We start from the raw sequence: 23,202 nt of genomic DNA, 5'->3' as shown, positions 1-23,202 counted from the left end.
GACTGAGGGACGCCCTTTTCATATAGCTTTAGCAAGATGATAAGGGAAAAAATGGATCAAAGAGGCAGATGTTAAAACCTTGTGACTTTTACAGAGCAGAAAAAATGAATAACGATTGCACAGACGGCACGACCTGTGGTAAACTGTATATTCGGAGTAAAACGACTATCTGATGTAAATTAGAATATAGAGGAGAGCTTATATCATGCCGGAATTGACAAAACAGATGAAAGATGAAATCAAAAGGCGCCGCACCTTTGCCATCATTTCCCACCCGGACGCGGGAAAGACGACTCTGACAGAGAAGTTCCTGCTCTACGGGGGAGCCATCAACCAGGCGGGAAGCGTGAAGGGAAAGGCTACCGCAAAGCACGCTGTGTCGGACTGGATGGAGATTGAGAAGGAGAGAGGTATCTCCGTCACATCCTCTGTCCTGCAGTTTGAGTACGACGGGTACTGCATCAATATTCTGGATACACCGGGTCACCAGGACTTCTCGGAGGATACCTACCGGACTCTGATGGCGGCGGACTCCGCCGTCATGGTGATCGACGCGTCCAAGGGTGTGGAGGCCCAGACGAGAAAGCTGTTCAAGGTCTGTACCATGCGCCACATCCCCATCTTTACCTTTATCAACAAGATGGACCGGGAGGCCATGGATACCTTTGAGCTGCTGGACGACATCGAGAATGAGCTGGGAATTGCGACCTGCCCCATCAACTGGCCCATCGGCTCGGGCAAGAGCTTTAAGGGCGTGTATGACAGGAAGGAGAGAGAGGTGGAGCTCTTCTCCGACACAAAGAAGGGAACGACCCAGGGAGAGGTCAAAAAGGTGAAGATCGATGACCCGGAGATCACCTGGCTCATCGATGACAACCAGAGACTACAGCTGGAGGAGGAGATTGAGCTCCAGGACGGAGCCGGAGCCGAGTTTGACCAGGAGCTGGTCAGCCGTGGAGAGCTGTCGCCGGTATTTTTCGGCTCCGCACTGACCAACTTTGGCGTGGAGACCTTCCTGCAGCACTTCCTTGATATGACCTCATCCCCTCTCCCGAGAAAATCTGACAAGGGGGACATCGATCCCATGGAGGAGCCGGATTTCTCGGCCTTTGTGTTCAAGATACAGGCTAACATGAACAAGGCCCACAGGGACAGGATCGCCTTCATGCGCATCTGCTCCGGCAAATTTGACGCCGGCATGGAGGTCCATCACATCCAGGGGGGCAAGAAGGTGCGGCTCTCCCAGCCCCAGCAGATGATGGCCAGCGAGAGAAAGATCATTGAGAACGCCTATGCGGGAGATATCATCGGCGTCTTTGACCCGGGCATTTTCTCCATCGGAGATACGTTGACCGCCTCCCCGGAGAAATTTGCCTTTGAGGGCATCCCCACCTTTGCCCCGGAGCACTTTGCAAGAGTCCGCCAGGTGGACACCATGAAGAGAAAGCAGTTCATCAAGGGTATCAGCCAGATTGCCCAGGAGGGAGCCATCCAGATCTTCCAGGAGTACAATACCGGTATGGAGGAGATTATCGTGGGCGTTGTGGGCGTCCTACAGTTCGACGTGCTCAAGTACCGTCTGGAGAACGAGTACAAGGTGGAAATCCGCCTGGATACGCTGCCCTACGAGCACATCCGCTGGATCGAGAACGAAGACCTGGATCTGGATCACCTTGTAGGCACTTCGGACATGAAGAAAATCAAGGATCTGAAGGACCGTCCGCTGCTCCTCTTTATCAACGAATGGAGTATTCGCATGACTCTGGACCGGAACGAGGGACTTGTCCTCTCAGAGTTCGGCCGCTCATAGGACACGGAGTTCGTTCGCAGGAGAAAGTGTTGGCATTTGCATATAAATTTGTTATAATGTATATTAATAATGTAATGTGAATTTGTAACACATATATGGAGGGCATTTTTATGGGAAAAGACGAGAGAAGTACCTATACAATAAAAGAGGATGAAAATCTCGGCGAGGTGAAGATCGCTGACGAGGTGGTGGCCATCATCGCCGGCCTTGCGGCCATGGAGGTGGACGGAGTGGCGTCCATGTCCGGCAATGCCACGAGAGAGCTGATCAGCAAGCTGGGCATGAAGTCCCTGTCAAAGGGCGTGAAGGTGGACGTGCTGGAGGGGATTGTCACAGTGTCCCTGAAGCTGAACCTGAAGTATGGCTACAATGTCATGGACATCTGCCAGAAGGTGCAGGAGAAGGTGAAGGCAGCCATCGAAAATATGACAGGCCTTACTGTTGCGGACGTGAATATCCGCATCGCAGGCGTGGATGTTCCGGAGGAAGCGTAAGTGAAGAGATCAGAGTCTAGGGAACATATATTTAAGCTGGTGTTTGGACTGGAGTTCAACGCCGAAGAGGAGATGCCCCAGCAGCTGGAGCTGTATTTTGACCAGCTTGAGGAGGCGAAGGAGAAGGACAGGGAATATATCCAGAAGAAAGCCCAGGCTGTCGCTGAGCACAAGGAGGAGATCGACAAGCTGATCGGTGAGCACACGACAGGCTGGAAGACCACCAGGATGAACAAGGTGGATCTTACGATCCTGCGCCTGGCTGTCTATGAGATGAAGTGGGACGATGACGTGCCTGTGTCTGTGGCGATCAACGAGGCAGTGGAGCTTGCCAAGCGGTTTGGCGGGGACGAGAGCCCCTCTTTCATAAACGGCGTTCTGGCCAGGATCGCAGACTGAGACGAGAGGTGCATTGACAGATCATGGCGGGAAATGTTTATACAGTAAAACAGGTAAATGCCTATATCCGGAATATGTTCACCCAGGATTTCATGCTGAACCGTATTTACGTTAAAGGCGAAGTGTCAAACTGTAAGTACCACACGTCGGGTCATATATATTTTTCATTGAAGGATGAGTCCGGAACGATTGCCTGTGTCATGTTTGCAGGGCAGCGTGGAGGGCTCTCTTTTCGTATGACGGAGGGACAGCAGGTGATCGTCTTTGGCTCGGTCAGCGTGTATGAGCGTGGAGGTACATACCAGCTCTACGCGAGGCAGATCCGGCTGGACGGTGAGGGCGTTCTATACGAGAAATTCCAGGCCCTGAAAAAGGAGCTGGAGGAGATGGGCATGTTTGCCCCCGAGTACAAAAAACCCATCCCGCCCTTTGCCATGCGGGTGGGCGTAGTGACGGCATCCACCGGGGCGGCTGTGCGGGATATCATGAATATCAGCAGGCGCCGGAATCCCTACGTGCAGCTCATTCTCTACCCGGCCCAGGTGCAGGGTGAGGGGGCAAAGGAGAGCATTGTAAAAGGAATACGCATGCTGGAGCAGGCCGGTGTGGATGTGATGATCGTTGGCAGAGGCGGCGGTTCAATCGAGGATCTCTGGGCCTTCAACGAGGAGATAGTGGCCAGAGCCATCTTTGACTGCTCTGTGCCGGTGATCTCCGCGGTTGGACACGAGACCGACACCACCATCGCTGACTATGTGGCGGACCTGCGGGCTCCCACGCCCTCGGCTGCGGCCGAGCTGGCAGTGTGGGATATCCGGCTCTTTGACCAGCGCCTGCAGGAGACGGCCCTGCAGATGAACAGGCAGATGGACAGAGTGCTCCAGGTGAGCCGCCTGCGGCTTCAGAAATACGAGGCCAGGCTCCAGTATCTCCACCCCGGCAACAAGCTGCGGGAGAGACGGCAGATGCTGGTGGAGCTGGAGGATGCCATGAGGCGGAGCATGGAGCAGAAGGTGCAGAGGGCGAGACACCAGCTTGCCATTTACATTGAGAAGATGCGGGGGCTCTCCCCCGCCGGAAAGCTGAATCAGGGCTACTCTTACGTGGAGAGGGAGTCCGGCGGCAGACGTGAGGCGGTTAAGAGCATCCGCCAGGTGGAAAAAGATATGGAGCTGCGCATCTACGTCTCGGACGGTGTGATCCGGGCCAGAGCGGAGGATGTGCAGGATGAAGGAGGGACACCATGGAAGAGAGAATAGAGGAGCAGACAGTGCCCGCGGAAGGAGAGCAGACGCTGGAGCAGCTCTTTGCGGAGCTGGAGGCGTTGACAGGAGCGCTGGAGGAGGAGTCCTCCCTTGAGAAGTCCTTTCAGCTCTACCACAGGGGAATGGACATGCTGAAGGCGTGCAGCGACAGGATAGACAGAGTGGAAAAACAGATACAGGTTCTGGATGAAAAAGGAGAGACCCATGAGTTGCAGTAGGATGGAGTATGAGCGAGAGCGGGAGCAGAAGGTTGAGGAGATAGAGGCCCTGCTCACAAAGTATCTGCCCTCAAAGGAGGGATTGCAGAAGATCATCATGGAGGCCATGGAGTACAGCCTCATGGCAGGCGGCAAGCGGCTCCGCCCCATGCTGATGCAGGAGACCTACCGCCTCTTTGGCGGAGAGGGAGAGCTGGTGGAGCCCTTTATGGCGGCTATGGAGATGATCCACACCTACTCCCTTGTCCACGACGACCTGCCGGCTATGGACAATGACGAGTACCGGAGAGGACGGAAGACCACCCATGTGGTCTACGGGGAGGACATGGGGATCCTGGCAGGCGATGCCCTTTTAAACTATGCCTTTGAGACGGCCTCCTCGGCTTTTGAGCAGTATCCGGATAAAGCCCTTCTCATAGGAAAAGCCCTCCGTGTCCTGTCCGCGAAGGCGGGCATCCACGGCATGATCGGCGGTCAGGTGGTGGATGTGAAGGAGACGGGACACGCTGTCTCAAGAGAGGTGCTGGATTTTATCTATGAGCTGAAGACAGGGGCGCTTATCGAGAGCTCCATGATGATCGGCGCCATCCTCGCCGGCGCCTCGGATGGAGATGTGAAGAAGGTGGAGAAGATTGCCTCCAATGTGGGCTTTGCCTTCCAGGTGCAGGATGACATCCTGGATGTGACCAGCACCAGCGAGGTGCTGGGAAAGCCGGTCCACAGCGATGAGAAGAATGAGAAGAGCACCTACGTGACTCTGGTCGGACTCAAGAAGGCGGGAAGGCTGGTGGAGACAGCGTCCATGGAGGCTGTCCGTCTTCTGGGAGAGCTTCCCGGGGAAAACGGCTACCTGGCATGGCTCATCGAGAAGCTGATCCACCGGGAGAAATAAGGAGCGACAGGTATGTTGTTAGATCGGATCGAGAGAGAAAATGATGTAAAAAAACTTAGGGCCGAGGAGCTGGAGGAGCTGGCGGCGGAGATCAGGCAGTTCCTGATCGAAAAGATCAGTATGACAGGAGGCCATCTGGCCTCCAATCTGGGTGTGGTGGAGCTCACTATCGCCATGCACAGAGTGTTCCAGCTCCCGGAGGACAAGATGATCTGGGATGTGGGGCATCAGTCCTACACCCATAAGATCCTGACAGGGCGCAGGGCGGGCTTTGACGACCTGCGCAAATACGGGGGCATGAGCGGCTTTCCGAAGCGGAAGGAGAGCGCCTGCGACGCCTTTGATACGGGGCACAGCTCCACCTCCATCTCCGCGGGGCTGGGGTACGTGCAGGCCCGTGATCTCCTGGGGCAGGACTACAGTGTCCTCTCTGTTATAGGAGACGGCGCCATGACCGGCGGCATGGCCTACGAGGCCCTGAACAACGCGGCGCGGATCAAGACCAATTTTATTATTATCTTAAATGACAATGAGATGTCCATATCGGAGAATGTAGGCGGCATGTCCGACTATCTGGCCCGTCTGCGGACAGCGGACATCTATACAGGCCTGAAAAAGGGAGTCACCAACACCCTCCACAGAATTCCGGTAGCGGGGGACTCCATCATCGAGCAGATCCGCCGGACAAAGAACAGCATCAAGCAGCTGGTAGTGCCGGGCATGCTCTTTGAGGATATGGGGATCACCTATCTGGGGCCCATACCGGGACATGACATCGCCATGCTCTGCCGGGCCCTGCGGGAGGCGAAAAAGGTGGAGGGGCCTGTCCTTCTCCACGTCCTCACCCAGAAGGGAAAGGGCTACGAGCCGGCGGAGCAGGAGCCGGCCCGCTTCCATGGGACAGGTCCCTTCGACATAGAGACGGGAAAGCCTGTTGGCACAAAGAAGAAGGATACATACACGGATGTGTTCTCAAAGGTGATCTGCGATATCGGCAAGAGAAATCCCAGGGTGGCGGTTATCACAGCCGCCATGGCGGACGGCACCGGCCTCTCCGAGTTCCAGCGCCGTTTCCCGAAACGGTTTTTCGACGTGGGCATCGCAGAGGGCCACGCGGTCACCTTTGCGGCCGGTCTGGCGGCAGGGGGGATGAAGCCAGTGTTTGCCGTGTACTCCTCCTTCCTCCAGAGAGGGTATGACCAGATCATACACGATGTGGGACTGCAGAACCTGCCGGTTGTCTTTGCGGTGGACAGGGCCGGACTGGTGGGCAGCGACGGGGAGACTCACCAGGGGATCTTTGACCTGTCCTATCTGGGCAGCATCCCCAATATGACTGTCATGTCGCCCAAGAACCGCTGGGAGCTGGCGGATATGCTGCGCTTTGCTGTGGACTATGAGGGACCCATCGCGCTGCGCTATCCCCGTGGAACTGCCTACGACGGCTGCGAGGAGTTCCGCTCCCCCATCCGGTACGGAAAGAGCGAGGTCATCTACGAGGAGGAGAGCATTGCCATCGTGAGTGTGGGCCACATGTTTGAGGAGGCCCTGAAGACCCGCAGGCTTATCAAGGAGACCGGGTACAACTGCAGTCTGGTCAACGCCAGATTTGTCAAGCCCATTGACAGTGAGATGATCGAGGAGCTGGCAAAGCGCCACAGTCTCATCGTCACCATAGAGGAGAACGTCCTCTGCGGAGGCTTTGGGGAGCAGGTGACAGAGTACGTGTCCGCTCAGGGACTTCCGGTAAAGGTGCTGAATCTGGCCCTGCCGGACGACTATATCGAGCACGGCAGCGTGGATGTGCTGCGAAGAGAGGTCCTTCTGGATGCTCCTTCCATGATGAAGCGCATTGTGACTGCGTATATACTTGCATGCTCCAAAAGGGCAGAAAAGGATATCTGAAAGGAGAACAGCCATGAAAGAGCGTCTGGATGTATTGCTTGTAAAAAGAAATCTCGCCGGTTCCAGGGAGAAGGCCAAGGCCATCATCATGTCCGGCATTGTGTATGTGGACGGACAGAAGGAGGACAAGGCCGGCACCACCTTCCCGGAGGATGTACAGATTGAGGTCAGAGGGCACACCCTTCCCTATGTCAGCAGAGGGGGACTGAAGCTGGAGAAGGCTCTGAAGTGCTTTGACGTGTCCGTGGAGGGAAAGATCTGCACAGATGTGGGATCCTCCACAGGCGGGTTCACAGACTGCATGCTGCAAAACGGCGCGGTCAAGGTGTTTGCCATAGATGTGGGACGGGGACAGCTTGACTGGAAGCTGCGCCAGGACGACCGGGTGGTCTGTATGGAAAAGACAAACATCCGCTACGTAAAGCTGGAGGATTTAGGGGAGCCCATCGACTTCTCCTCCATAGATGTATCCTTCATCTCCCTCACAAAGGTGCTCGGCCCTATCCGGGACTATCTGACAGAAAAAGGGCAGATCGTGGCTCTTATCAAGCCCCAGTTTGAGGCCGGCAGGGAGAAAGTCGGAAAGAAAGGGGTGGTGCGGGAAAAGAGCACCCATCTGGAGGTCATCAGCCAGATTATTTCCTATGCCCTTTCCATTGGCTTCCGGGTGCTGGACCTGACATTTTCGCCCATCAAAGGGCCGGAGGGGAATATCGAGTATCTGGTCCACCTGGAAAAATGTGATCCCTCGCAGGCGGCTGTGGAGGATGGGATCGCTGTGGAGACGGTTGTGTCAGAAGCATTTGAAGCACTGCGAGGTTAGAAGATGGAACGGTTTTATATAGTGACGAATGATGGAAAAGACAGAGACGGAAGGGTCACGGACAGGATCCGGCACATCCTTGAGGGCGCGGGGAAGACATGCCTGTTCTCGGAGAAGGATGAGAAAAAAAGTATCATCCGGGAGACAGTTCCCGAGGATGCGGACTGCGCCATTGTCATCGGCGGAGACGGCAGCCTCATAGAGGTGGCAAGGATCCTGAAAAATGAGATTCCCATTTTGGGCATTAATATGGGGACGCTGGGTTACCTGACCGAGGTGGATCCCGCCAGGCTGGATGAGGCGCTGGCACAGATCCTGCAGGGGGACTACTGCATTGAGGAGAGGATGATGCTGGAGGGACATTTCCAGGGGAAGGAGCCGGACGTGGCCCTCAACGACATCGTAATTTCCAGAAAAGGAAGCCTGCGGGTCATTCATTTTGATGTATATGTGAATGGCGCCTGCCTGAATTCCTACGAGGCGGACGGAATGATCATATCCACCCCCACTGGCTCCACAGCCTACAACCTGTCGGCAGGAGGACCTGTGGTAGAGCCGACAGCGTCCCTCATCGTCCTCACCCCCATCTGCTCCCATGCGCTGAACACAAGCAGCATCGTGCTGTCCGCGGAGGATGAGGTTATCGTTCAGATCGGGCAGGGGAGAAACGGGAGAGAAGAGGAAGTGTTCGCCACATTTGACGGCGCGGATGTGGTGGAGATGCGGACCGGGGACAGAGTCCTGGTGCGCAGATCAGAGCACGTGACAAAGCTGATGAAGCTGAGCAAGGTCAGCTTTCTCGAAATCATGCGCAGAAAGATGAAAGGAAACTGATACCATGAAGATCAACCGACATGCGAAGATAGTAGAACTCATCAATAAATACAGAATTGAGACACAGGAGGAGCTGGCAGAATACCTGAACAAAGAGGGCTTCAAGGTGACCCAGGCCACTGTATCCAGGGATATCCGGGATCTGAAGCTGACCAAGGTGCCTACAGACGACGGCAGACAGAAATACGCGGTGCACCAGAAGGGTGAGTCCGAGATGAGTGAGAAATATATCCGGGTACTCCGGGACGGCTATGTCTCCATGGACAAGGCTCAGAATATCCTCGTGATCAAGACCGTGGTGGGTATGGCGAACGCGGTGTGCGCTGCCCTGGATGCCATGAAGTGGAATGAGATCATCGGGAGCGTGGCCGGGGACGATACTATCATCTGTGTGATCCGCAGTGTGGACGAGACCATAGCTGTCATGGATAAGATCAGCAAAATTGTTTCTTAGTGGCTTTTGAAAGATACAGTATAAGGATACAGGAGGCTGTATGTTACAGAATTTACATGTAAAAAATCTTGCCCTGATCGATGAAGTGGAGATCGACTTCCAGAAAGGGCTGAACATACTGACAGGAGAGACCGGAGCGGGGAAATCGATTATCCTCGGTTCGGTCAGCCTTGCTCTTGGGGCCAGATACACCACAGATATCCTGCGCAAGGGCGCCAGGTACGGATTTGTGGAGCTGACCTTTACAGTGGAGAATGAGAAGCAGGAGGAGAAGCTTAAAAAGCTGGATATCTTTCCCGAGGAGGGGACAGTCGTCCTGAGCCGGCGTCTTATGGAGGGCCGCAGTACAAGCAAGATCAACGGAGAGACCGTGCCCATCTCTCTCCTCAAGGAGGCAGCCGCCATCCTGATCGACATACACGGACAGCATGAACACCAGTCTCTTCTCTACAAGAAGAGACAGCTTGAGCTGCTGGATGCCTTTGCATCCGAGAAGATCCTGGAGGCAAAGGAGAAGGTCCGCTCCTCCTTCCAGGAGTACAGAAAGTGGAAAAAAGAGCTGGAGGAGGCTGATCAGGACGAGGCAGAGCGGGCGAAGGAAGCCTCTTTTCTCGAATTTGAGATAGGCGAGATCGAGGACGCCGGACTGAGGGACGGCGAGGATGAGGAGCTGGAGGAGAGCTACCGGCGCATGGTCAACAGCAAGAGGATCGTGGAAGGTGTCAGTGAGGCCCACGGCTACACAAGCGGGGAGGCGGGCAGCGCCAGCGACTGCTTAAGCCGGGCGGCCAGGTGTCTTGCGGAGGCGGCAGGATTGGACGAGGATGCCCGTCAGCTATACGAGCAGCTTCTGGAGGTAGACAGCCTTCTGAATGATTTCAACAGGGAACTGGCAGACTATGAGAAGTCGCTGGAGTTCTCTGATGAGGACTTTGCCGAGACGGAGAACCGGCTCAATGAGATCAACCGGCTCAAGACAAAATACGGCAGCACTATCGAAGAGATCAGGGCCTACTGTGAGGAGAAAAAAAGCCGTCTCCTGGTGCTGAACGACTACGACCGCTACTTGGAGGAGCTGAAGGAGAAGTACGAGCGCTCTCTTAAGCATCTGGAGAAGAATACCACTGTCCTCACAAGGCTGAGAAAGGAGCAGAGTCTGCTTTTTGCTGACAGGATCACAGAGGGACTGCGTGATCTGAATTTCGCCGATGTACGGTTCCAGATCGATTTTTCCGGTCTGCCGGAGTATACCTCAAACGGAAAGGACGACATCGCCTACATGATCTCCATGAACCCGGGAGAGCCCTTAAAGCCCCTGGCGGAGGTGGCTTCCGGAGGCGAGCTGTCCAGGATCATGCTGGCCATCAAGACAGTGATGGCGGACAGGGACGAGATACCGACCCTTATCTTTGACGAGATCGACGTGGGGATCAGCGGCCGGACAGCCCAGAAGGTGTCCGAGAAGATGGCTGTCATCGGGAAGACCCACCAGGTCATCTGCATCACCCATCTGGCTCAGATCGCCGCCCAGGCGGACGCTCACTACCTGATCGAGAAGACGGTGGAAGAGGGAACGACCCACACCGGTATCCGTCAGCTCTCGGAGGAGGAGTCCATTGAGGAGCTGGCAAGGATACTGGGAGGCGCGAAGATCACCGACGCGGTCCTGGAGAATGCGAGGGAGATGAAGGAGCTGGCCCGAGGTGGAAGAGGGGAGTAATTGGATTAGCGGGTATAAATCAATCTGCTGGATACTGTCGCTGTGTTTGAGATTACATACAAAATCATTTGTTTGATTTTCCTCATATACAGGAAAACAGTATCCCGGCAAAGGAAAACGCCCATCCGCTCTGGCAAGCGTGATGGGCGTTTGCGTCACAGACGCAGATAACTAATCATCTTAAAGAGCTGCCACATCGGCTTTGATCCGATATGCAATGCTTCTTTTCATCTTCAGTATAGTAAGAAAATTATCTTTTGTCAATGCGTTTATGGAAACACTTTTTTAAACATCTGTAATTTCCTGACAAGGCAGTTTACATATTTGTATACCCCATCAGGTATTCATCCACTTCCCTGGCACACGCGCGGCCTTCCGCAATGGCCCAGACTACGAGGGACTGCCCCCGGTGCATATCCCCTGCGGCAAACACCTTCTCTGTGTTGGTCTTGTAGGAGGAGGGGGCAGTGGCAGCCACGCCTCTGGGCGTGAGGTCAAGCTGGAAGGCGTCTGACACGTAGGACTCGCATCCGGTAAAGCCTGCCGCGATAAGGAGCAGGTCTGCCTCTAAAATCTGCTCACTGCCCTCTATTTCTGTCATTTTTCCGTCCTTGAAAGAGAGCTTCACGGTCTTTACTCCGGTGAGCTGATTTTTGTCGTCTGTCAGGAACTCCTTGATGGTTGTCTCATAGATCCGGGGATCGTGGCCAAAGCAGTAGATGGCCTCCTCCTGTCCGTAGTCAGTCTTGCAGACCTTGGGCCACTCCGGCCAGGGGTTGGATGGCGTGCGCTCATCCGGGGCCTTGGGCATCATCTCAATCTGCGTGACGGAGGCGCAGCCCTGGCGGATACAGGTACCCACGCAGTCATTTCCGGTGTCTCCGCCGCCCACGATGATGACCTTTTTATCCTTTGCGGATACCCAGGGGGTACCGTCCAGCAGATGCTTTGTGGCCCTTGTGAGGAAGTCCACGGCAAAGTAGATGCCCTCCGCCTGGCGGCCCTCACCGTTTAAGTCCCTGGCTCTCTTGGAGCCGCAGCACAGGATCACAGCGTCATACTCCTCCAGCAGCTTCTGGGCCGGGATGTCAGCGCCGATGTTGGCGCCGGTCACAAACTCGATGCCCTCCGCGGTCATCAGATCCACGCGGCGCTGTACGATGGATTTGTCCAGCTTCATGTTGGGGATACCGTACATGAGAAGACCTCCCACGCGGTCCTCCCTCTCAAATACAGTCACATGGTGGCCTCTCTGGTTGAGCTGGTCTGCGGCTGCCAGGCCGGCGGGACCGGCCCCAACTACGGCCACCTTCTTTTCCGTGCGCACAGCCGGGATCCGGGGCTTCATATTTCCCTCGGCAAAGCCGGTCTCTATGATGAAGAGCTCATTGTCGCGGATGGTCACCGGATCGTCGTTCATGCCGCAGACACAGGCTTTTTCACACAGCGCAGGGCAGACCCTCCCTGTAAATTCCGGAAAGCTGCTCGTCTTGCGCAGGCGGGAGAGTGCCTGGGAGTAGTTTCCGTGAAACACCTCGTCGTTCCACTCCGGGATCAGATTGTGGAGCGGGCAGCCTGTCACCATGCCCTTCAGCTGCAGTGCAGACTGGCAGAAGGGAACGCCGCAGTTCATGCAGCGTGCCCCCTGGAGCCTTCTTTCCTCAGGGGAAAGAGGGGGATGAAATTCATTGAAATTCTTGATGCGCTCCTCCGGAGCACAGGACGAATTATCCACTCTTTTATATTCTAAAAAACCAGTTGGTTTTCCCATAGTCAGTCTTCCTCCTTTGGACTATTTCTGGATCTCATAAAATGCTTCAAGCGCCGCGTCTTCATGGGAGAGACCCTTCTCTTCGTACTTGCTGATGGCGTGGAGCATGCGCTGGTAATCGTTGGGAAGGATCTTCTTAAATCCCGGCAGATAATCTCCGAAATGCTCCAGGATATCCTTTGCGAGAGCGGAAGAGGTCTCCTTCTCGTAATCCTTCAGTATATTTTTCAGCTCGGCAATGTCGTGCTTTTCCGTCACCTCAGACATGGTCACCATATCCTTGTTCAGCTTTTTGTAGAGCTGATGATCCATATCCAGCACATAGGCTGTGCCGCCGCTCATGCCTGCGGCAAAGTTTTTGCCGGTTTTTCCAAGGATGACCGCGCAGCCTCCTGTCATGTATTCCAGACCGTGGTCGCCGCAGCCCTCGGCCACCGCTGTGGCGCCGGAGTTGCGGACGCAGAAGCGCTCGCCGGCCACGCCGCAGACATAGGCTTTTCCTGATGTGGCTCCGTAGAGGGCCACGTTTCCGATGATGATGTTTTCAGAGGCCTTAAAAGTGCTGTGTCTGGACGGATACACGATCAGCTTTCCGCCTGACAGGCCCTTGCCGAAGTAGTCGTTGGCGTCTCCCTCCAGCGTCAGGGTCAGACCCTTGGGGATAAAGGCGCCGAAGGACTGTCCGCCGCCTCCGGTGCAGTGTACCTTAAAGGTGTCGTCCTTGAGTGTGTTCTTGAAGGCGGCTGTGATCTCGGATCCCAGGATGGTTCCGACAGAGCGGTTCACGCTGTTCACGCGGATGCTCTCGCTGTGCTTCCTGCCGCTCTTCAGAGCCTTCTCAAAGCGGGGCAGGAGAATGGCCTCGTCCACGGTCTTCTCCAGCTCAAAGTCAAAGACATCCTCCGGGTTGAAGTGAACTGCGCTGCCCTCCGGAGAGGAGCAGAGGATCCTTGAGAGGTCTACCTTTTTCGCTCTCGGGATTGTACGGTTCTCCCTCACCTTCAGGCATTCCGTGTGTCCCACCATCTCGGAGAGTGTGCGGAAGCCAAGCTTTGCCATGATCTCCCGCAGCTCCTGGGCCATGAAGAGCATGAAGTTCATGACGTACTCCGGTTTGCCCTTAAAGCGCTTGCGCAGGCACTCGTTTTGGGTGGCAACGCCCACAGGGCAGGTGTCCAGATTGCAGACACGCATCATCATGCAGCCCATGGTCACAAGGGGAGCGGTGGCAAAGCCGAACTCCTCAGCGCCAAGCAGGGCGGCAATGGCCACATCCCGGCCGCTCATGAGCTTGCCGTCTGTCTCGATGACTACACGGCTTCTCAAGTGGTTCTGGATCAGCGTCTGGTGTGTCTCCGCAAGGCCCAGCTCCCAGGGAAGTCCCGCGTGATGGATGGAGCTCTGGGGCGCAGCTCCTGTACCTCCGTCGTAGCCGGAGATGAGCACAACCTGGGCGCCTGCCTTGGCCACGCCGGAGGCGATGGTGCCGACGCCCGCCTCGGACACCAGTTTGACAGCGATCCGGGCCTTTCTGTTGGCGTTCTTCAGGTCATAGATGAGCTGCGCCAGATCCTCGATGGAGTAGATATCGTGGTGCGGCGGAGGGGAGATCAGGGACACGCCTGGGGTAGAGTAGCGGGTCTTTGCGATCCAGGGGTATACCTTCTTACCGGGCAGATGTCCGCCTTCTCCGGGCTTTGCGCCCTGGGCCATTTTGATCTGGATCTCCTTTGCGCTCACCAGGTACTCGCTTGTGACGCCAAAGCGCCCTGAGGCCACCTGCTTGATGGCGCTGTTTTTCTCCGTTCCAAGGCGCTCCGGCTTCTCGCCGCCCTCGCCTGAGTTGGACTTGCCGCCCAGCCGGTTCATGGCAATGGCCATGCACTCGTGGGCCTCCTCGGAGATGGAGCCGTAGGACATGGCCCCTGTCTTAAAGTGCTTGACAATCTCAGAGGCGGGCTCCACCTCGTCGATGGGGATGCCCCCGTCCTCCGGGAACTGGAAGGCCAGAAGACCCCGCAGGGTGTGGGGACGGGTCTCGTCGTCCACCATGGCCGTATATTCCTTAAACCTGTCATAGTCGCCGTTCTGTGTGGCCTGCTGGAGGGCGATGATGGTGGCGGGATTGTAGAGGTGGTCCTCCTTGTCCTCGCCGCTTCTCAGCCTGTGGAAGCCGGTGCTGTCCAGCGTGGTATCCACGCCCAGGTCCAGCGGATCAAAGGCCTTGTTGTGGCGGGCGATCACGTCGTCATTGATGTCCTTCATGCTGATGCCGCCCACCCGGCTGACAGTGTTGGTAAAGTATTTGTCTATGACTTCCTTGCTGATGCCCACAGCCTCGAAGATCTGGGCGGACTGGTAGGACTGGAGGGTGGAAATGCCCATCTTGGCCGCGATCTTTACAATGCCGTGGAGCACAGCCTCGTTGTAGTCGTGGATAGCTGTGTGGTAGTCCTTGTCCAGGATGCCCTTGTCGATGAGCTCCGCAATGCACTCGTGGGCCAGATAGGGGTTGACAGCCCGGGCGCCGTAGCCCAGGATGGTGGCAAACTGGTGCACGTCTCTTGGCTCGCCGCTCTCCAGGATGATGGAGACAGCGGTCCTCTTCTTTGTCCGGATCAGGTGCTGCTCCATGGCGGAGACAGCCAGGAGAGAGGGGATGGCCACATGGTTCTCATCCACGCCCCGGTCGGAGAGGATGATGATGTTGGCTCCCTTTGTGTAGGCCCGGTCGCAGCTGACAAAGAGCTGGTCCAGCGCCTTCTCAAGAGAGGTGTTCTTGAAATAGAGAAGGGAGACCACAGCGCTCTTAAAGCCCGGGCGGTCCAGGGACTTAATCTTCATCATGTCCACGCCGGTGAGGATGGGGTTCTTCACCTCCAGCACCGTACAGTTGCCGCTCTCCTCCTCCAGCAGGTTTCCGTCTGAGCCGATGTACACGGTGGTGTCTGTGACGATCTCCTCCCGGAGCGAGTCAATGGGCGGGTTGGTCACCTGGGCAAAGAGCTGTTTGAAATAGTGGGAGAGAGGCGGATGCTTCTCGGACAGCACAGCCAGGGGAATGTCGGTTCCCATGGAGGCCGTGGCCTCGGACCCGTTTGTCGCCATGGGAAGGAGCACATCCTTCACATCCTCGTAGGTGTAGCCGAAGACCTTGTAGAGCTGATCCCTTCTCACCTGACTGTGGACCGGCACCTTCTTGTTGGGGACAGGGATGTCCTTTAAGTAGAGCAGGTTCAGGTCCAGCCACTCGCCGTAGGGCTGGCGGGTGGAGTAGTACTCCTTGCACTCCTCGTCGGAGATGAGCTTTTTCTTCTTCGTGTCCACGAGGAGGATCTTTCCCGGCTGCAGTCTGGATTTCTCCACCACGTGCTCAGCCGGGATGTCCAGCACGCCCACCTCTGAGGAGAGGATGAGATGCCGGTCGTCTGTGATGTAGTACCTGGAGGGGCGAAGTCCGTTCCGGTCCAGGACAGCGCCCAGGATATCCCCGTCTGAGAAGAGGATGGCCGCAGGGCCGTCCCAGGGCTCCATCATAGTGGCGTAGTAGTGGTAGAAGTCCTTCTTCTTCTCATCCATGTACCGGTCGTGTCTCCAGGGCTCCGGTATGGTGATCATGACGGCCAGGGGAAGATCCATGCCGTTCATGTAGAGGAACTCCAGCGTGTTGTCCAGCATGGCGGAGTCGGATCCGCTGCTGCCGATGACCGGGAGCACCTTGTCGATGTCGTCGGAGATGACAGAGGAGTGCATGGTCTCCTCCCTGGCCAGCATGCGGTCCGCGTTGCCCCGGATAGTGTTGATCTCCCCGTTGTGGAGGATCAGGCGGTTAGGGTGCGCCCGCTCCCAGCTGGGCGTTGTATTGGTGGAGAAGCGGGAGTGGACCATGGCGATGGCTGTGCGATAGTCTGTATCCTGCAGGTCGTCGTAGAAGCGGCGGAGCTGTCCCACAAGGAACATGCCCTTGTACACGATGGTCCGGGAGGAGAGGGAGGCCACGTAGGTGTCCTCGCAGCTCTGCTCGAACTCTCTTCTGGCGATGTAGAGACGGCGGTCAAAGTCGATGCCCTTCGGGCAGTCCGCCGGCCTCTCCACAAAGCACTGCATGATGTAGGGCATGCGCTCTCTGGCGTAGTCTCCCAGTATCTCCGGGTGGACCGGCACCTTTCTCCAGCCAAGCAGTCTAAGGCCGCTTTTTTCTAAAATGACCTCAAACATTTTCCGGGAAAAATTCCGCTTCAGTGTGTCCTGGGGGAAGAAGAACATGCCTACGCCGTAGTCCCTCTCATCTCCCAGGGAAATGCCTGCCTGTGCGGCGGCTTTGGAAAAAAAGGAGTGGGAAATCTGCGTCAGGATCCCCACTCCGTCACCAACCTGTCCAGTGGCGTCTTTGCCTGCGCGGTGTTCCAGTTTTTCTACGATCGTAAGGGCGTCATCCAGGATTTTGTACTCCTGGATGCCGTCGATACTGACAACAGCTCCGATGCCGCAGGCATCGTGCTCAAAACTGCTCTGATATAAATTTTGATTTTCCTGGTTCATATGAAAACTCCTTTCGTATTGCGGGCTTACACGCCGCTTGCTCCGTAGTTGGAGAGTACTCTTGCGGAAGGATCGTCCACATCACAGCCCTCCCACTCCCTGTTGGGCATCCAGAAGTCCACGATCATCTCGGACTGTCCGGGATAGTATTTCTCGAAGATCTCCCGGTACAGGAGGGACTCCTTTGTGAAGGGAGCTGCATGTGTATATTGTTTCCGTTTTTCTTCAAATTCTTCATCGGAATAGCAGCCCTCGGCGTATTCCTTCAGATAGTCCACCATGGAGTGGCCCACTGCGTCGGAGAAGGCCGCCTTCTCGCGCATCAGGATGTCGTAGGGAAGATAGTCGCCCTCAAAGGCGTGGCGGAGAAGATATTTTCCCTTGCCATAGATGTTCATCTTCTTTGCCGGGTCCACGCTCATGACGTAGGAGACAAAATCCAGATCGCCGAAGGGAACCCGGGCCTCCATGGAGTTTACGCTGATGCACCGGTCTGCCCGGAGCACATCGTACATGTGAAGCTCGTGGACTCTCTTGACGGACTCCTTCTGGAAGGCCTCCGGTGAGGGAGCGAAATCCGTATATTTGTATCCGAACAGCTCGTCTGAGATCTCACCGGTCATGAGAACCCGAACGTCCGTATTCTCGTGGATTGCTTTGCAGAGAAGATACATGCCCATGGAGGCGCGGATCGTGGTGATATCAAAGGTTCCCAGGGTGCGGATGACATCGGGGAGGGCGTTCAGCACATCCTCTTTTGTGATGATGACTTCTGTGTGGTCGCTGCCGATATAGTCCGCCACCTCTTTTGCGTATTTCAGGTCAATGGCGTCCTGGCTCATGCCGATGGCGAAGGTGCGGATGGGTTTGTCCAGGATGCGGGCAGACACAGCGCACACGAGAGAGGAGTCCAGACCGCCGCTGAGGAGAAAGCCAAGAGGAGCGTCCGCGTCCAGTCTCTTGCGGATCCCCTCCACCAGTTTGTCATGGATGTTTTTGCAGACCGTCTCTGTGTCGTCCATGCACACAGAGCTTACTTCCGTGATATCCCTGTAGCAGATGAACTCTCCGTCCTTATAGTAGTATCCAGGCGGGAAGGGCATGATCTTGTCAGTGAGTCCTACCAGGTTTTTTGCCTCACTTGCGAAAATAGCGGCGCCATTTTTATCATATCCATAGTAGAGTGGACGGATGCCGATGGGATCCCTGGCTGCTATGTATGATTTTGTGTCGCCGTCGAAGAGGATGAGAGCGTACTCTGCATCCAGCATGCCGAACATGTCTGTTCCGTATTCTTTATAGAGAGGGAGAAGGAGCTCGCAGTCGCTGTCGCTCTTAAAGGTGTAGCCCTTTTCCTCCAGCTCTTTTTTCAGCTTTCTGAAGCCGTATAATTCTCCATTGCATACAAGGGTATGACCGCAAAGGGAGAAGGGCTGCATCCCTTCTCCTGTAAGTCCCATAATCGCAAGTCTGTGAAAACCGAGAAGACCGAAGCCGGTATCCACGATCCGGCTGTCGTCCGGTCCTCTCGAGATGGTGCGGTCAAATCCCTCCTTAAATAAATCGTGATCGGCACTGGGTGAACAGTACCCCATAATTGAACACATAAGATGTTACCTCCGGGATTTGATTTTTTATAAAGCGCTCTGTCTAAATGATGCCAAAGAGCAGTTTTCCGTAAGTCGGGAAAGGCCATACGGCTGTGTCTGTCATGGTCTCCAGAAGATCCACGTCGCCTCGGAGAGCTTCCATGGCCGGGATGACCATATCTCTGTAGTAGAAGGCCGCCTTCTCGAAATCGTAAATCGTGTCAGCTTCACTGACAACTCTCTTCAGTGTCTCCAGCTTCTCGTAAGCGGAAGCGGTGAGAGAGGAGATCTTCTTGACTGTGCTGTATTCATAGGATGTGTCGATCTCAGCTCCGAGAGAGCGCTTTGCGAGTACAGTGTCTGTGAGTGAGTGGGCGTATCCGCTGACTGCCGGGAGAATATCCCGCTCAGCCATCTCAGCCATAGTCAGGGCTTCGATGTGCAGTACCTTCACATAGTTTTCCATCATGATCTCATAGCGGGACTCCATTTCCTCCTCGCTGAACACCTTGTGGGAGGTGAAGAGCTTCACGTTCTTTTCGTGGAGGAAGCAGGGCAGTGCGTCCGGCGTGGTGCGCAGGTTCAGAAGTCCTCTCTTTTCAGCCTCCTCAAGCCATGCGTCGTCATAGCCGTTTCCGTTGAAGATGATCCGCTTGTGATCCCGGATCGTATCCCGGATCAGGTCGTGGAGAGCAGCCTCAAAATCATCTGCGTTCTCCAGGACGTCTGCGAACTGTTTCAGTTCTTCCGCGACCGCTGTGTTCAGGATCACGTTAGGTCCTGAGATGGAAGCGGAGGAGCCCAGCATACGGAACTCAAATTTGTTTCCGGTAAAGGCAAAGGGGGATGTCCTGTTCCGGTCTGTGGAGTCCTTCGGGAACTTGGGGAGAACGTGCACGCCGACGCGCATCAGCTCTTTTTCCTTTCCGTCGTAGGACTCTTCATTTTCAATAGCCTTGAGGATCTCGGTCAGCTCATCGCCAAGGAACATGGAGATGACGGCCGGCGGAGCCTCGTTGGCGCCCAGTCTGTGGTCGTTGCCAGCAGAGGCGGCTGAGAGGCGGAGCAGATCCTGGTACTCATCCACTGCTTTGATAACCGCGCAGAGGAAGAGGAGGAACTGGGCGTTCTCGGATGGCGTGTCGCCGGGCTCAAGAAGGTTAACGCCGGTATCTGTGGAGATGGACCAGTTGTTGTGCTTGCCGCTTCCGTTGATGCCCTCAAATGGTTTCTCGTGGAGAAGACAGACAAGGTCGTGCTTCTTGGCGATCCGCTGCATCAGCTCCATCATCAGCTGGTTGTGGTCTGTGGCAATGTTGGTGGTGGTGAAGATAGGAGCCAGCTCATGCTGTGCGGGAGCCACTTCGTTGTGCTCTGTCTTGGCCAGGATTCCCAGCTTCCAGAGCTCCTCATTTAACTCCTTCATGTAGGCCTGGACACGGGATTTGATGGTGCCGAAGTAGTGATCCTCCAGCTCCTGTCCCTTCGGAGCGGGAGCGCCGAAGAGTGTTCTGCCTGTGTAGATCAGGTCCTTTCTCTCCTCGTAATATTTTTTGTCCACCAGGAAATACTCCTGCTCAGGTCCTACGGTTGTCTTTACGGATTTCACATCATCGTTTCCGAAGAGGTGGACAACCCGGAGCGCCTGCCGGTTGATGGCCTGCATGCTGCGAAGAAGAGGTGTCTTTTTGTCAAGTGCGTGGCCGCTGTAGGAGCAGAAGGCTGTGGGGATGCACAGAACGCCGTTCTTGATGAAAGCGTAGGCTGTGGGATCCCAGGCTGTGTAGCCTCTGGCTTCAAAGGTGGCTCTCAGTCCTCCTGACGGGAAAGAGGAGGCGTCCGGCTCGCCCTGCACCAGCTCTTTCCCGGAGAACTCCATGATGACTTTTCCGTCCACATCCGGGCTGATGAAGCTGTCGTGCTTCTCGGCTGTCATGCCTGTCATGGGCTGGAACCAGTGGGTATAGTGGGTGACGCCCTTCTCGATGGCCCAGTCCTTCATAGCGTTGGCAACGACGTTGGCAATATTTATGTCCAGGCTCCTTCCGTCCTTCATTGTGCGCTGAAGCTGCCGGAATGTCTCCTTGGGAAGACGCTCCTTCATGACAGACTCATCGAAAACCATTGAACCGAATTTTTCTGCTGCTGTACTCATGACTCTCAAACTCCTTTTCATTTTTATTTGGATTTGATGTGTGCGGCCCAGGCCGCAAGGATAAAATAAATAAAAAAGAGCGGCAGTGGAACTCCTCCATCCCGATATGGCCATTTCTCAGGGTGGAAAAGCGACTCCATTGCCGCGTACACAAAGTAAAAGAAAAAACGGCGCGCAGAAAAAAGGGGTATTCCTGCGACGCCGTTGCCGTTCTTTGCATATGACTATACTGCCGTGATAAAGATTTGTCAAATGTTTTCTTGTATTTATTTTCGTACAATCCGCCCGGCCGGCCCGACAGAAGTTGACACAGAAAAGGAAATCCGCTATATTTTCTACTGTAAAGAATAGTGGGCAAAGGCGTTCATCTGAGGCAGGGAAAGTTTTCGCGGCTGTGAGAGCTTTCTCTTTCAGAAGACGCCTTTTTATCATATATTAAGATGTAAGAGGAGGTAAGAATATGGACATGTATCAATATGAAAAGGTCATGACATTTGTGGATGAGGAGGATGTAAAATTCATCCGTCTGGCCTTCTTTGACGCCTTTGGCGTGCAGAAAAATATTTCCATCATGTCAGGCCAGCTGGAGAGGGCCTTCAAGGAGGGGATCTCTTTCGACGCGTCGGCTGTGGCCGGATTTGACAGTGAGGTGAAGAGCGACCTCTTTCTCCACCCGGATCCGTCCACCTTTTCTATTCTGCCGTGGCGTCCGTCCACAGGGCGGGTGGCCAGGATGTACTGCGACATCCGCTATCCGGACGGGACGATCTACGAGAAAGACAGCCGCTATATATTAAAGAAGGCAGTGGAGAAGGCAAGGGAAAAGGGACTGAAGATCGATTTCGGGACAGAGGTGGAGTTCTACCTCTTTAATACAGACGAGCAGGGCAGCCCGACCAAGATCCCCTTTGACATGGCCGGATACATGGATGTGGCCCCGGAGGACAAGGGGGAGAACATTCGCAGGGAGATCTGTTTCACCCTCATTGATATGGGGATTGAGCCGGAGGCCTCCCACCACGAGGAGGGGCCCGGCCAGAATGAGATCGACTTCCAGTACAGCGATCCCCTCACAGCGGCGGACAACACGGCCACCTTCAAGTGGGTGGTGAGCACAGCGGCCATGGGGAACGGCCTTTACGCCGACTTCTCTCCAAAGCCCATCAAGGAATATGCGGGAAACGGCATGCATATCAATATGTCAGTGAGATGTGAGGACGGGTCGGACTGCAACGGCCAGTTCATGACAGGCATCCTGGAGCACATAAGGGACATTACCCTGTTTTTAAATCCATCCGAGGATTCCTACAGGAGGCTGGGTGAGAAGAAGGCTCCCAAGTATGTGACCTGGTCCCCGGAGAACCGCTCCCAGCTGATCCGGATCCCGGCGGTGAAGAACAAAAGGAAGCGGATCGAGCTTCGCTCCCCTGACCCCACGGCCAATCCCTATCTGGCCTTCGCCCTCCTCATCTACGCCGGGATGGACGGCATCGAGAGAAAGCTGCCCCTCCAGAAGCCGGCCAATGTCAATCTGTACACGGCGGACCACAAGGTGACGGATCAGCTCAGGAAGCTGCCGGAGAGCCGCGGGGAGGCCTGGGATGCGGCGACTGCAAGCGCCCTGGTAAAGAAGGTGCTGCCAGAGGCTTATCTGGACGTTTACAAGAACCCGCCGAAGACACGCTGACAGATACATTGACAAGGATAAAGGAGTGGGAAAGAACATGACAGCAGAAAAAGAGGCATACCGCATCCTGGTGGCTTCTGCGTCAGACAAGATGGTCTCAGTTGTAAGGGATGTGCTCCCGGGCCCCCAGTACAGGGATATTTCCTACGTGTCCACCATGGGGGACGCCAAGCGTATGCTGGTCAGCCATATCTGTGATATTCTCATCATCAACACGCCGCTGAAGGACGACTTCGGCATACAGTCCGCCATTGATATAGCGGAGCAGCACGAGACGGGAATTCTCCTGCTGGTCAAAGCGGAGATGTACGAGCAGGTGTCCTCCCAGGTGGAGGACTACGGCATCGTCACCCTGGCCAGGCCTACCACAAGGCAGAGCCTCTACACGTCCGTGAAGATGCTCAGCGCTGTCCAGATGAAGATAAAGAAGCTGGAGAAGGAGATGCGCAGGCTGAAGGAGCGGATGCAGGAGCAGCAGACCATTGACAGGGCCAAGTGGGTTCTGGTGGACCAGAGGAAGATGAGCGAGCCGGACGCCCACAGGTACATAGAGAAATCAGCCATGGACCGGTGCGTCAGGAAGATCCGCATTGCGGAGGAGATTTTGAGAGACAGCTGACAGCCATTGAAGACAGGCAGCCATT

17 protein-coding genes are annotated in these 23,202 nt (G+C 55.4%); 13 read left to right on the top strand and 4 right to left on the bottom strand.

Annotation, left to right across the window (positions count from 1 at the left end; all coding sequences use genetic code 11):
• Window positions 1–205: 205 nt before the first annotated feature.
• The 11 genes from H7U36_RS01365 to recN all read left to right on the top strand — a co-directional run bounded on the left by H7U36_RS01365 (window position 206) and on the right by recN (window position 10,814).
• A complete protein-coding gene (locus H7U36_RS01365; RefSeq protein ID WP_033125535.1) occupies window positions 206–1,810 on the top strand; it encodes a peptide chain release factor 3 in 1,605 nt (534 codons plus the stop codon).
• 110 nt (window positions 1,811–1,920) lie between these two features.
• Complete coding sequence (locus H7U36_RS01360; protein WP_033125536.1) at window positions 1,921–2,304, top strand: Asp23/Gls24 family envelope stress response protein; 384 nt, start codon at window positions 1,921–1,923, stop codon at window positions 2,302–2,304.
• Window positions 2,305–2,703 carry a transcription antitermination factor NusB gene (gene nusB, locus H7U36_RS01355; protein ID WP_033125537.1) on the top strand — a complete coding sequence of 133 codons (399 nt, stop codon included), beginning with the start codon at window positions 2,305–2,307 and terminating at the stop codon, window positions 2,701–2,703. It begins immediately after the preceding gene.
• Between the two features lie 23 nt (window positions 2,704–2,726).
• Window positions 2,727–3,962 (top strand): exodeoxyribonuclease VII large subunit, encoded by a 1,236-nt coding sequence (gene xseA / locus H7U36_RS01350; protein WP_033125538.1) that lies wholly within the window; start codon window positions 2,727–2,729, stop codon window positions 3,960–3,962.
• Window positions 3,947–4,186: an exodeoxyribonuclease VII small subunit gene (gene xseB, locus H7U36_RS01345; protein WP_033125539.1), complete on the top strand. Its 240-nt coding sequence runs from the start codon at window positions 3,947–3,949 to the stop codon at window positions 4,184–4,186. Before xseA ends, xseB begins: the two co-directional genes overlap by 16 nt.
• 1 nt (window position 4,187) lies before the next feature.
• The gene (locus tag H7U36_RS01340; protein ID WP_191493366.1) at window positions 4,188–5,078 is read left to right on the top strand and encodes a polyprenyl synthetase family protein; all 891 of its coding nucleotides are present in this window, start codon (window positions 4,188–4,190) and stop codon (window positions 5,076–5,078) included.
• Between the two features lie 12 nt (window positions 5,079–5,090).
• The gene (gene dxs / locus H7U36_RS01335; RefSeq protein ID WP_138303182.1) at window positions 5,091–6,983 is read left to right on the top strand and encodes a 1-deoxy-D-xylulose-5-phosphate synthase; all 1,893 of its coding nucleotides are present in this window, start codon (window positions 5,091–5,093) and stop codon (window positions 6,981–6,983) included.
• Between the two features lie 13 nt (window positions 6,984–6,996).
• Complete coding sequence (locus H7U36_RS01330) at window positions 6,997–7,806, top strand: TlyA family RNA methyltransferase (protein ID WP_191428990.1); 810 nt, start codon at window positions 6,997–6,999, stop codon at window positions 7,804–7,806.
• A gap of 3 nt (window positions 7,807–7,809) precedes the next feature.
• Window positions 7,810–8,640 (top strand): NAD(+)/NADH kinase, encoded by an 831-nt coding sequence (locus H7U36_RS01325; protein WP_191428991.1) that lies wholly within the window; start codon window positions 7,810–7,812, stop codon window positions 8,638–8,640.
• Window positions 8,641–8,644: 4 nt separating this feature from the next.
• On the top strand, window positions 8,645–9,094 hold the full coding sequence (gene argR, locus H7U36_RS01320) for an arginine repressor (protein WP_033125544.1): 450 nt from the start codon (window positions 8,645–8,647) through the stop codon (window positions 9,092–9,094).
• 40 nt (window positions 9,095–9,134) lie between these two features.
• The gene (gene recN, locus H7U36_RS01315) at window positions 9,135–10,814 is read left to right on the top strand and encodes a DNA repair protein RecN (protein WP_191428992.1); all 1,680 of its coding nucleotides are present in this window, start codon (window positions 9,135–9,137) and stop codon (window positions 10,812–10,814) included.
• 316 nt (window positions 10,815–11,130) lie between these two features.
• Here recN and H7U36_RS01310 read toward each other — a convergent pair whose 3' ends face one another.
• The 4 genes from H7U36_RS01310 to H7U36_RS01295 are packed head-to-tail and all read right to left on the bottom strand — an operon-like array spanning window position 11,131 to window position 20,871.
• Window positions 11,131–12,585: a glutamate synthase subunit beta gene (locus H7U36_RS01310; protein ID WP_205155614.1), complete on the bottom strand. Its 1,455-nt coding sequence runs from the start codon at window positions 12,583–12,585 to the stop codon at window positions 11,131–11,133.
• 21 nt (window positions 12,586–12,606) lie between these two features.
• Window positions 12,607–17,127 carry a glutamate synthase large subunit gene (gene gltB, locus H7U36_RS01305; RefSeq protein ID WP_205155613.1) on the bottom strand — a complete coding sequence of 1,507 codons (4,521 nt, stop codon included), beginning with the start codon at window positions 17,125–17,127 and terminating at the stop codon, window positions 12,607–12,609.
• A gap of 26 nt (window positions 17,128–17,153) precedes the next feature.
• Window positions 17,154–18,734, bottom strand: a complete 1,581-nt coding sequence (gene asnB / locus H7U36_RS01300; RefSeq protein ID WP_205155612.1) for an asparagine synthase B — start codon at window positions 18,732–18,734, stop codon at window positions 17,154–17,156.
• A gap of 43 nt (window positions 18,735–18,777) precedes the next feature.
• Window positions 18,778–20,871, bottom strand: coding sequence for a glutamine synthetase III family protein (locus H7U36_RS01295; RefSeq protein WP_205155611.1), 2,094 nt, complete (start codon window positions 20,869–20,871; stop codon window positions 18,778–18,780).
• Between the two features lie 460 nt (window positions 20,872–21,331).
• Here H7U36_RS01295 and H7U36_RS01290 point away from each other — a divergent pair, with 460 nt between their 5' ends.
• Together H7U36_RS01290 and H7U36_RS01285 are read left to right on the top strand one after the other, a co-directional pair.
• Complete coding sequence (locus H7U36_RS01290; protein WP_330635868.1) at window positions 21,332–22,558, top strand: glutamine synthetase family protein; 1,227 nt, start codon at window positions 21,332–21,334, stop codon at window positions 22,556–22,558.
• A 37-nt stretch (window positions 22,559–22,595) separates the two neighbouring features.
• On the top strand, window positions 22,596–23,177 hold the full coding sequence (locus tag H7U36_RS01285; RefSeq protein ID WP_191428827.1) for an ANTAR domain-containing response regulator: 582 nt from the start codon (window positions 22,596–22,598) through the stop codon (window positions 23,175–23,177).
• Window positions 23,178–23,202: the final 25 nt, after the last annotated feature.

It is taken from the genome of Faecalicatena fissicatena, assembly GCF_016900595.1.
Classification (GTDB): domain Bacteria; phylum Bacillota; class Clostridia; order Lachnospirales; family Lachnospiraceae; genus Claveliimonas; species Claveliimonas intestinigallinarum.
This window is presented reverse-complemented; position numbering and strand designations above follow the sequence as displayed.